Annotated in this window: 9 protein-coding genes, 2 tRNA genes and 2 rRNA genes (1 of these 13 running past the window's edge); 8 read left to right on the forward strand and 5 right to left on the reverse strand. The window is 57.6% G+C overall.

Features of this window, described 5'->3' with window-relative positions:
- Positions 1-50 precede the first annotated feature (50 nt).
- From KI610_RS05630 to KI610_RS05645, 4 genes are all read right to left on the reverse strand, one after another.
- Positions 51-1,865: a DEAD/DEAH box helicase gene (locus KI610_RS05630; protein ID WP_226497686.1), complete on the reverse strand. Its 1,815-nt coding sequence runs from the start codon at positions 1,863-1,865 to the stop codon at positions 51-53.
- A gap of 201 nt (positions 1,866-2,066) precedes the next feature.
- On the reverse strand, positions 2,067-2,858 hold the full coding sequence (locus KI610_RS05635; protein ID WP_226497687.1) for a ferritin-like domain-containing protein: 792 nt from the start codon (positions 2,856-2,858) through the stop codon (positions 2,067-2,069).
- Positions 2,858-3,895 carry an aldo/keto reductase gene (locus KI610_RS05640; RefSeq protein WP_404827498.1) on the reverse strand — a complete coding sequence of 346 codons (1,038 nt, stop codon included), beginning with the start codon at positions 3,893-3,895 and terminating at the stop codon, positions 2,858-2,860. The genes KI610_RS05635 and KI610_RS05640 overlap by 1 nt, the downstream gene beginning before the upstream one ends.
- 34 nt (positions 3,896-3,929) lie before the next feature.
- Positions 3,930-4,262 carry a hypothetical protein gene (locus tag KI610_RS05645; RefSeq protein ID WP_226497689.1) on the reverse strand — a complete coding sequence of 111 codons (333 nt, stop codon included), beginning with the start codon at positions 4,260-4,262 and terminating at the stop codon, positions 3,930-3,932.
- Positions 4,263-4,369: 107 nt separating this feature from the next.
- On the opposite strand from KI610_RS05645, the gene KI610_RS05650 reads away from it, so the two are divergent.
- Together KI610_RS05650 and KI610_RS05655 are read left to right on the forward strand one after the other, a co-directional pair.
- A complete protein-coding gene (locus tag KI610_RS05650; RefSeq protein WP_226497690.1) occupies positions 4,370-5,008 on the forward strand; it encodes a DUF47 domain-containing protein in 639 nt (212 codons plus the stop codon).
- Between the two features lie 14 nt (positions 5,009-5,022).
- The gene (locus tag KI610_RS05655; RefSeq protein WP_226497691.1) at positions 5,023-6,030 is read left to right on the forward strand and encodes an inorganic phosphate transporter; all 1,008 of its coding nucleotides are present in this window, start codon (positions 5,023-5,025) and stop codon (positions 6,028-6,030) included.
- A gap of 142 nt (positions 6,031-6,172) precedes the next feature.
- Here KI610_RS05655 and KI610_RS05660 read toward each other — a convergent pair whose 3' ends face one another.
- Entirely contained in the window at positions 6,173-6,394 is a 222-nt protein-coding gene (locus tag KI610_RS05660) for a DUF465 domain-containing protein (RefSeq protein ID WP_226497692.1), read from the reverse strand.
- Between the two features lie 67 nt (positions 6,395-6,461).
- Here KI610_RS05660 and KI610_RS05665 point away from each other — a divergent pair, with 67 nt between their 5' ends.
- From KI610_RS05665 to KI610_RS05690, 6 genes are all read left to right on the forward strand, one after another.
- Positions 6,462-6,770, forward strand: coding sequence for a hypothetical protein (locus KI610_RS05665; protein WP_226497693.1), 309 nt, complete (start codon positions 6,462-6,464; stop codon positions 6,768-6,770).
- A complete protein-coding gene (gene greB, locus KI610_RS05670; RefSeq protein ID WP_226497694.1) occupies positions 6,770-7,327 on the forward strand; it encodes a transcription elongation factor GreB in 558 nt (185 codons plus the stop codon). The genes KI610_RS05665 and greB overlap by 1 nt, the downstream gene beginning before the upstream one ends.
- 394 nt (positions 7,328-7,721) lie before the next feature.
- Positions 7,722-9,259, forward strand: a 16S ribosomal RNA gene (locus KI610_RS05675).
- Positions 9,260-9,319: 60 nt separating this feature from the next.
- Positions 9,320-9,396, forward strand: a tRNA-Ile gene (locus KI610_RS05680).
- A gap of 12 nt (positions 9,397-9,408) precedes the next feature.
- A tRNA-Ala gene (locus tag KI610_RS05685) sits at positions 9,409-9,484 on the forward strand.
- Between the two features lie 224 nt (positions 9,485-9,708).
- A 23S ribosomal RNA gene (locus tag KI610_RS05690) occupies positions 9,709-10,070 on the forward strand (it continues 2,520 nt past the right edge of the window).
- Together the 16S and 23S rRNA genes with 2 tRNA genes alongside form the textbook arrangement of a ribosomal RNA operon.

Consider the following 10,070-nt stretch of genomic DNA (forward strand, 5'->3'; position numbering starts at 1 on the left):
AAAGGCCACGGACTTGCCGTGGCCTTGGGTGTCTTGCCGCTTAAGAACGATTAGCGGTCGAAGCTCTTTTTCTTGAAGCTGCGCTCGCCGTCGAACTTGCGTTCGCTGCTGGCGCCGCCATCCGGACGGCCTTCATCGGGACGCAGGTTGATCGGCACGCCGCGGACGCGGGTGCGTTTCAGGGCGTTGGAGGCTTCGCCCGGCATGCCGGCCGGCAGTTCGACCGTGCTCGATTCGTCGTACAAGGCGATGCGGCCGATGAAGCGGCTTTCAATGCCGGCTTCGTTGGCGATGGCGCCGACGATGTCTTTGACCTGAACGCCATGATCCCTGCCCACATCGATGCGATAACGCACCATGTCGCCGCTCGGCGGGGCCGAACGGGTTGGGCGCTCTTCGCGACGCGGACGTTCGCCACGGCTTTCGAAGCTCGGCTTGTCGCCACGGTCGGCGCGCGGTTTGCGCTCGTCGCGGTCAAAGCTGCCCGGACGCGGCCGGCTGTCACGACTGTCGAAGGAGGGGGCCGGGGCGGGACGCGGGTCTTCACCAGCGATCTGCAGCGGCTTGCCTTCCTGGGCCATCATGGCCAGCGCAGCGGCGACTTCCTCAGCACCGACATTTTGCTCTTCGGCAATCTGCGAGACGATGTTGGAGAAGAAATCGAGGCCTTCGGCGTTGAGCACTTCAACGACCTTTTGCTTGAAGTCGGAGACGCGCTTGTTGGTCACGTCGGCCCGGCTCGGCAGGGTCAGCGGCGCGATCGGCGAGCGGGTAGCACGTTCGATGGTGCGCAGCATGCGGATTTCACGCGGTGCGACGAAGAGGATGGCGTTGCCGGTGCGGCCGGCGCGGCCGGTACGGCCGATGCGGTGCACGTAGGCTTCGGTGTCGTACGGAATGTCGTAGTTAACCACGTGGCTGACGCGCGGCACGTCGATGCCGCGGGCGGCGACGTCGGTGGCGATGACGATGTCCAGCGCACCGGACTTCAACTGCTCGATGACGCGTTCGCGCATCTGCTGGTTGAGGTCGCCGTTCAGGGCGGCGGCGGCGTAACCCCTGGCCGAGAGTTTGTCAGCCAGTTCGACGGTGGCCGTCTTGGTGCGGACGAAGATGATGGCGGCGTCGAAGTCTTCTTCAACTTCAAGGATGCGGGTCAGGGCGTCCAGCTTGTGCATGCCGGAAACCTGCCAGTAAACCTGACGGATGGCGGCAACGGTGGCAGTGGCAGACTTGATCTTGATTTCGCGCGGTTCGACTAGGTATTTCTGCGCGACGCGGCGAATCTGTTCCGGCATGGTGGCCGAGAACAACGCGGTCTGGTGCTGAGCCGGGGTGCGTTCGAGAATCCATTCGACGTCGTCGATGAAGCCCATGCGCAGCATTTCGTCGGCTTCGTCGAGAACCATGGTCTTCAGGTTGTCGAGGTTGAGCGTCTTGCGCTCGAGGTGGTCCATGACGCGACCCGGGGTGCCGACGATGACGTGGGCGCCGCGCGACAACTGCTTGAGCTGGATGGTGTAGCTTTGGCCGCCGTAGATCGGCAGGACGTGGAAACCGGGCAGGTTCTTGGCGTAGGTTTGCAGCGCTTCGGCAACCTGGATGGCCAGTTCGCGCGTCGGCGTCAGGATCAGCGCTTGCGGCTTCATCAGCTTGACGTCGATCTGTTCCATGAGCGGCAGGGCAAACGCGGCGGTCTTGCCGGTGCCGGTCTGGGCCATGCCGATGAGGTCATGACCTTCGAGCAGGACCGGGATACATTGGGCCTGGATCGGCGACGGTGTTTCGTAGCCGATTTCGATGAGTGTTTTGAGGAGCGTTTCGCTTAAGCCGAGATCGGCGAAGCTGTCGGGAGTAGACGACATAGATGCTGTTTCCTTTCATCGTCGCCATTCACATTGTTATAACCGGCGACGGATTGGCCCGATGGTCGGGCGGCCTGGGTGACCCCGACGCAGCCATGCCGGGGAACGAATCAATGGGGTGAATCCTGCACAAGAACCTACGAGACCGGTGGCTGCTCGGAATGACTGCGGGCGAAACATCAACGCATTGAACTGATTATTCTACCTTTTTTTTGCGAGGACCGCCAGTTCACCGGCGCTGAAGCCAGCTGCGAGGCGCGCTGCTTCGTTCATTTTTCCCTGTGGCCATGGCGCCTGGTAGCGGGTTAGCAGGTCGCGATAGGTGCTTTCCGGTTCGAGATTTCGTTCGGCGCACAGGTGGCGAAACCAGCGGTCGCCGAGGCCGACGTGGCCGATTTCATCGCGCAAAATGATGTCGAGGGCGCGGGCGCTTTCGTGGTCGCCGACCTGTTCGAGTTTCATCTGGATCGGCGGCGTCGCATCGAGGCCGCGTGCTTCGAGAAGACGCGGCACGAGGGCCATGCGGACGAGGGGGTCGTCGGTGGTTTTTTCGGCCATGTCCCATAGGCCGGCGTGGGCCGGGAAGTCGCCGTAGTCGTAGCCGAGGGATTGCAGGCGGGCGCGGAGCAGTTCGAAATGCTCGGCTTCCTCGGCAGCAACGCCGATCCAGTCGGCGTAATAAGCTTGCGGCAGGCCACGGAAGCGGGCGGCGTGGTCGAGGGCGAGGTTGATGGCCGAGAACTCGATGTGCACGATGGCGTGGAGCAATCGGGCGCGACCTTCCGGCGTGCCCGGGTTGCGATTCGGCACGTCTTTATGGGGCAGCAGTTCGGGCTTGGCCGGCCGGCCGCAAACCAGCGTGACCGGTGTGCTGTCGCGACAATCCAGCTTGCCGGCCTGCCAGTCGGCGGCGATTGCCACGGTCAACCGGATTTTTTGGCCAATTTCGGAAACAGCCAGGGCTTCGGCCAGGCGGACGAAAAGCGATTCCATCAAGGCGCCGGGTTGGTGTAGCGCAGGTGGATGGCATCAATTTCGGCGAGTATTTCTGGCGACAGCGTTGTCTGCATGGCAGGCAGCGTTTCCTTCAACTGGGCCAGCGACGAGGCGCCGATGATGGTGCTGGCCACGAACCAGCGCGAACGCGAGAAGCCGAGGGCCAGTTGGGTCGGCGTCAGGCCGTGTTTGCGGGCGAGTTCAACGTAGGCTTGAACGGCAGGGGCGACGTTCGGCTTGCTGTAACGCTGGCCAAAGGCTGGCCATTGGGTGATGCGGCCGCCGGCGTTGGGGTTGGTCAGATACTTGCCGGTCAGGTGGCCGAAAGCCAGCGCCGAGTAGGCGAGCAGTCCAACCTGCTGGCGATAACAGACTTCGGCCAGGCCGGTTTCGAAGGTCCGGTTGAGCAGGCTGTAGGCGTTCTGCGTCGAAACGATGCGCGGCAGTCCGAGTTCGTCAGCCAGCCGGGTGAATTCCATGATGCCCCACGGGTGCTCGTTGGAGACGCCGACGTGGCGGATCTTGCCTTCCTTGACCAGTTCGCCGAGCACTTCGAGCTGCTCGCGGATTGGCGTGCCTTCCCGCTCATTTTTGGGGTCGAACTGCCATTGGCCGAACATCGGCTGGTTGCGCTCCGGCCAGTGCAGTTGGTAGAGATCGACGTAATCCGTCTGCAGGCGCTGCAGCGAGCCGTCGAGGGCGGCGCGGATGTTGGCGCGGTCGAGTGCTGGCGGGCCGTTGCGAATCCAGCCCAGGTTGCGGCTCGGGCCGGCGACCTTGGTGGCGATCTGGATCTGGTCGCGTTGCTGGTGCTTGAGCCAGCGCCCGACGATGCTTTCCGAGGCGCCACAGGTTTCGGCGCGCGGCGGTACGGCGTACATCTCGGCAGTATCGATAAAGCCGATGCCGGCAGCCAGCGCGTAGTCGAGCTGGGCATGGGCGTCAGCCTCGCTGGTTTGTTCGCCGAATGTCATGGTGCCGAGGCAGACTTCGGGAACAACGAAGTCGCTGCGGCCAAGCTGGCGTGTTTGGATGGGGGTCATTGGTAGCTCCAGAATTCGGCAAAAATCAGGGTTGACCGCAGAGAACGCCATATATAAGGACGTGGCGGTTCAATAGGTGATCAAAACTGGCCGGCACGATGGCCAGGCGGTGGTCGTCGGGATGCTGGCAATGTTTTTCCACCCAGGCTTGCGCCGCGGCGTAGGCGGCGTCGAAGCTGGCGAACAGCCCGTCGAGTTGTTCGGAGCGGACAGGCAGGAAAGCGCCGGTGAGCCGATCGAGCAGCTTGTCGGTATCGAGCATCTGCACTGCGTAGCCGGCCGGCGCCCGGGCCAAAGGCAACGCTTCAAGCGTGAAACGGTCGCCAAATGTGTCGGCAGATAGGGGGGAGATGTCCATGCGCTATTTTAGCGGGAAGTACTTTGTTCTTCGCTAACCGGGCATTTGGAGGCCGGTGCCGGAGTGATAGAATCCGCTCGTTGTAATAAAAACTTAACAGGACTGTCATGTTCGCTCGTCTGATGCCCAGGGAGGGCAAGTATTTCGATCTTTTCAACGCGCACGCCGAGTTGATTGCACAGGGCGGAAAGGCGTTGTCCAACATGATCGCCGCACTGGTTGATCATCCCGAGCAAGCGCCAGCCTTCGCCGAGGAAATCGACAGGCTTGAGCGAGAGGCGGATGCCATCACCCACGATACGCTGGCGCAACTGCACACGGCGTTCATCACACCTTTCGATCGCGATGAAATCCATCAGCTGATCAATGGCATGGACGATATTCTCGACGTCATGCAGGACGTCGCGGAGTCGATGTCGCTCTACGACATCACCCGCGTTCCGTCGGATGCCAAGGCCATGGCGATCGTCACCGAAAATTGCTGTATCTGCGTGCAGTCGGTGATCAAGTTGATGCACAGCATGGACAATGCGCCGGCCATCCTCAAGTTTTGTCATGAAATCGACGAGTTGGAATCGGAAGCTGACCGTTCATTGCGTAGCGCCATGTCCAAGATCTTCCGCGAAGAGCCGGATGTGCGCGAGGTCGTCAAGCTCAAGGAAATCTACGAATTGCTCGAATCGGTGACCGATCGCTGCAAGGATGTCGCGGGCACGGTAGAAGCCATCGTTCTCGAAAACTCCTGAGCGGATAGCTCGGTATGGATACCCTTAATATCAGCCTCGGGGTCGTTGTCACCCTGGTGATTGTCGCCCTGCTGTTCGACTTCATGAACGGCTTTCACGATGCGGCCAATTCGATTGCCACCATCGTTTCCACCCGCGTTCTCAAGCCACATCAGGCGGTGATCTGGGCAGCAGGGTTCAATTTCCTTGCCTATTTCCTGTTTCAGCTGAAAGTTGCCTCAACCATAGGCAAAGGCACCATCGATCCGTCGATTGTCGATCATTACGTGGTCTTCGGTGCGCTGATCGGGGCCATTATCTGGAACGTCATCACCTGGTATTACGGCATTCCCTCGTCCTCTTCGCACGCGCTGGTCGGCGGGCTGGTTGGTGCAGCCATCGCCAAGGCTGGGGTTGGCAGCCTGATATCGTCCGGTGTCCTGAAAATCGTGGCCTTCATTTTCGTCGCACCATTCCTCGGTTTCATGATTGGCGGTACCTTGATGGTCATTGTTTCGTGGATATGTCGAAACATGGCGCCACGCAAGGTCGATAAACATTTCCGCCGCTTCCAACTCATTTCTGCTGCTGCCTACAGTTTGGGCCACGGCGGGAACGATGCGCAAAAAACGGTCGGTATCATCTGGATGCTGCTGATCGCGGCCGGTATCTCGACGAGCAGCGATCCCATCCCAGGTTGGGTCGTGCTCTCCTGCTATACCGCGATGGGCCTCGGCACCATGTTTGGCGGCTGGCGCATCGTCAAGACGATGGGCAATCGCATCACCAAGCTCAATCAGGCTCGCGGCTTCTGTGCCAACACCGGCGGCGCCATCACGCTATTCCTCGCAACGGCATTCGGCATTCCGGTGTCCACTACCCACACCATCACCGGCGCGATTGCCGGCGTCGGTTCAACCCGCGGTGCTCGCGCTGTCCGCTGGGGTGTGGCCGGCGGAATCGTCTGGGCATGGATACTGACCATACCCTGCAGTGCCGCCATGGCCGCACTTGCCTGGTACATCGGCTCGATTATTCTTTGATTGTGAAAGTTGTCATTTTTACGCTCCTGCTGGCTTTGCTGGCAGGACTCGTGTGGATGGTTCCAGTTTTGTGGGAACTCGCAGTAGCCGGGGTTATTGGTGCTGTTTACTGGATATTCTTTCGCGTTCCCCTAAATGACGACTAAGCGGGAATGTCAGGTACCAGCATTTCTTCTAGCTGAATAATCCGATCTTTCAGCAACAGCTTTCGCTTCTTCAAGCGGCGAATCAGCAAATCTTCCGGTGGCGGATTCTCTATCAGGTGGGTGATGACCAGATCCAGGTCGCGGTGCTCCACCTGAAGTTCATGCAACTGTGCATGAATGTCGCTGATCTCTGTGTCAGTCAGCGGATGAAGGGACATTTTCGGCTCCTGATTGCTTCGGTTGTTTTGCTAGAATACCTTGAACCGATTCGTGGAGGAGAGAGAAATGCAACATCATGTAATTGTCTCGTTCGGCAAGGAAAAAGAATTCGAATTCAAATTTCCGGGCGGGGCACCATCCGACGTGGCGCGCCAATGGTTCGACCATGAGTTCACCGTTCTGGAGTGCGATGTGGCGACCCCGACCGGCAAGATTCTTGCAGTCGACCGCATTCTTAGTGTTGCCAAATACGCCGGCGAGGTTCGCTTTCGCGACCAGCGTACCTGGGCAGAGCAATTTGCCAAGAACACGGCTGCCTTGCTCGGGCGCGAACTGATCCGTGTTGATGTCGAGCACTATAGTATCGGTTACTGATGAACAAGGCGTTCGTGCGGGAGAGTGATAGCGACGATGAAGAGGATCTTTCGCCCTCATTGAAGCTTCCTCCCGGAACGCGCAACTACATTACGCCGGCTGGTCATGCTCGCTTGAAAGATGAGCTTGAGCATCTAGTTAAACGTGAGCGCCCTCATGTTGTGGAGGTGGTTGCCTGGGCTGCATCGAATGGCGACCGTTCCGAAAATGGCGACTATATATATGGCAAGCGGCGCCTGCGGGAGATCGATCGCCGCATCCGCTTCCTGACCAAGCGCATCGAAAGCGCAGAAATTGTCGATCCGCTGCGCCAGGGCGATAACGACCAGATATTTTTTGGTGCCCGGGTAACAATTGCCGATGCAGAAGGCGTTGAGAACACTTATACGATCGTCGGTGTAGATGAAACCGATGTCTCGCAGGGGCGCATTAGCTGGATTTCTCCTCTGGCGCGTGCCTTGATCAAGTCACGAGAAGGCGACTCGATCCGATTTCAGAGTCCGTTGGGTATTCGAGAGATTGATATTTTAGAAGTTGTCTACGGTGTAATTGACTGATTTCAGTGGTGTGGTTGATGGAGGTTGGAGAAAGTTTCAGTTTTGTGTTGACGGCGTGGATTTAATCAGTAGAATGCGCACCTCTCCTGCGGTGCCGGGCGTTTCCGGCGGTTGTAGGGGAGTCAGGCGAAGCAAGAAATTTTGCAGAAAAGCTTGACGGGAGGTGAGAAGTTCTTCATAATCTTGCCTCTCCGCTGCAGACGAAGCGAAAGCGACGGCGCGGTGAAGTAAGAAGCTCTTTAACAATTTGGACAACCGATAGGTGTGGGTGCCTTGATGCGAAGCGACGCAAGTCGCAAAAAGTATTAAAGGCAATCACACGGATGGAGAGATCCATCGAGGTAGATGTAACAATCTACCGTCAGTGAATTGTGAGTTGTTTTTTTGTTGGATTGAACTGAAGAGTTTGATCCTGGCTCAGATTGAACGCTGGCGGCATGCCTTACACATGCAAGTCGAACGGCAGCACGGGAGCAATCCTGGTGGCGAGTGGCGAACGGGTGAGTAATGTATCGGAACGTACCTTTCAGTGGGGGATAACGTAGCGAAAGTTACGCTAATACCGCATATTCTGTGAGCAGGAAAGCAGGGGATCGCAAGACCTTGCGCTGATTGAGCGGCCGATATCAGATTAGCTAGTTGGTGAGGTAAAGGCTCACCAAGGCGACGATCTGTAGCGGGTCTGAGAGGATGATCCGCCACACTGGAACTGAGACACGGTCCAGACTCCTACGGGAGGCAGCAGTGGGGAATTTTGGACAATGGGGGCAACCCTGATCCAGCCATGCCGCGTGAGTGAAGAAGGCCTTCGGGTTGTAAAGCTCTTTCAGCCGGGAAGAAAACGCATGGGTTAATACCCTGTGTGGATGACGGTACCGGAATAAGAAGCACCGGCTAACTACGTGCCAGCAGCCGCGGTAATACGTAGGGTGCGAGCGTTAATCGGAATTACTGGGCGTAAAGCGTGCGCAGGCGGTTTGTTAAGATAGGCGTGAAATCCCCGGGCTCAACCTGGGAACTGCGTTTATGACTGGCAGGCTAGAGTATGGCAGAGGGGGGTGGAATTCCACGTGTAGCAGTGAAATGCGTAGAGATGTGGAGGAACACCGATGGCGAAGGCAGCCCCCTGGGCCAATACTGACGCTCATGCACGAAAGCGTGGGTAGCAAACAGGATTAGATACCCTGGTAGTCCACGCCCTAAACGATGTCAACTAGGTGTTGGGTGGGTAAAACCATTTAGTACCGGAGCTAACGCGTGAAGTTGACCGCCTGGGGAGTACGGCCGCAAGGTTAAAACTCAAAGGAATTGACGGGGACCCGCACAAGCGGTGGATGATGTGGATTAATTCGATGCAACGCGAAAAACCTTACCTACCCTTGACATGTCCGGAAGCCCTTAGAGATTTGGGTGTGCTCGAAAGAGAGCCGGAACACAGGTGCTGCATGGCTGTCGTCAGCTCGTGTCGTGAGATGTTGGGTTAAGTCCCGCAACGAGCGCAACCCTTGTCGTTAATTGCCATCATTCAGTTGGGCACTTTAACGAGACTGCCGGTGACAAACCGGAGGAAGGTGGGGATGACGTCAAGTCCTCATGGCCCTTATGGGTAGGGCTTCACACGTCATACAATGGTCGGTACAAAGGGTTGCCAACCCGCGAGGGGGAGCTAATCCCAGAAAGCCGATCGTAGTCCGGATCGTAGGCTGCAACTCGCCTGCGTGAAGTCGGAATCGCTAGTAATCGTGGATCAGCATGTCACGGTGAATACGTTCCCGGGTCTTGTACACACCGCCCGTCACACCATGGGAGCGGGTTCCGCCAGAAGTAGGTAGCCTAACCGCAAGGAGGGCGCTTACCACGGCGGGGTTCGTGACTGGGGTGAAGTCGTAACAAGGTAGCCGTAGGGGAACCTGCGGCTGGATCACCTCCTTTCTAGAGAAGCATCTCTGGCACCCACAACCTATCGGTTGTTCATGAGTAGCAAACAGACGAGGGTCTGTAGCTCAGTCGGTTAGAGCACCGTCTTGATAAGGCGGGGGTCGTTGGTTCGATTCCAACCAGACCCACCAACGTCAAATCAAGGGGGATTAGCTCAGCTGGGAGAGCACCTGCTTTGCAAGCAGGGGGTCAACGGTTCGATCCCGTTATCCTCCACCAAAACCCAAAGATAAGCATGGATGTTTATCTTTGGCTTTTGAGCAATCAATTGCTACGTTCTTTAACAAAATGGAAGAAGGTTGTGTTGCGGCGCTGATGAGGCGTTGGCAACACGTTGTGATTGCATCTGTTCTTGTCCTTTAGCCGGGCTTATTTGGCAAAGACAAGACAGCACAAATATGAGTTGCCTGTAGCCGCTCTCTAACGAGAGTACAAGGTTATAGGATCAAGCGAATAAGTGCATGTGGTGGATGCCTTGGCGATCACAGGCGATGAAGGACGTGCAAGCCTGCGAAAAGCTACGGGGAGCTGGCAATGAAGCTTTGATCCGTAGATATCCGAATGGGGAAACCCACTCCGCAAGGAGTATCCCTTACTGAATACATAGGTAAGGGAGGCGAACCCGGTGAACTGAAACATCTAAGTAGCCGGAGGAAAATAAATCAACCGAGATTCCCCAAGTAGTGGCGAGCGAACGGGGAGCAGCCTGCTAGTGATAGCGGAATGGTTAATGGAACGGAATGGAAAGTCCGGCCGTAGTGGGTGATAGCCCCGTACATGAAAACCAATCCGTGGTACTAAGTTA

This window comes from Ferribacterium limneticum (assembly GCF_020510565.1).
In the GTDB taxonomy this organism is placed as follows: domain Bacteria; phylum Pseudomonadota; class Gammaproteobacteria; order Burkholderiales; family Rhodocyclaceae; genus Azonexus; species Azonexus limneticus_B.

Bases quoted from the DNA above. Each gene is read 5' to 3' on its own strand.
- greB (WP_226497694.1), top strand. From the start codon at position 6,770: ATGAACAAGGCGTTCGTGCGGGAGAGTGATAGCGACGATGAAGAGGAT.
- KI610_RS05635 (WP_226497687.1), bottom strand. From the start codon at position 2,858: ATGGAATCGCTTTTCGTCCGCCTGGCCGAAGCCCTGGCTGTTTCCGAA.
- KI610_RS05630 (WP_226497686.1), bottom strand. From the start codon at position 1,865: ATGTCGTCTACTCCCGACAGCTTCGCCGATCTCGGCTTAAGCGAAACG.
- KI610_RS05660 (WP_226497692.1), bottom strand. From the start codon at position 6,394: ATGTCCCTTCATCCGCTGACTGACACAGAGATCAGCGACATTCATGCA.
- KI610_RS05655 (WP_226497691.1), top strand. From the start codon at position 5,023: ATGGATACCCTTAATATCAGCCTCGGGGTCGTTGTCACCCTGGTGATT.
- KI610_RS05650 (WP_226497690.1), top strand. From the start codon at position 4,370: ATGTTCGCTCGTCTGATGCCCAGGGAGGGCAAGTATTTCGATCTTTTC.
- KI610_RS05645 (WP_226497689.1), bottom strand. From the start codon at position 4,262: ATGGACATCTCCCCCCTATCTGCCGACACATTTGGCGACCGTTTCACG.
- KI610_RS05665 (WP_226497693.1), top strand. From the start codon at position 6,462: ATGCAACATCATGTAATTGTCTCGTTCGGCAAGGAAAAAGAATTCGAA.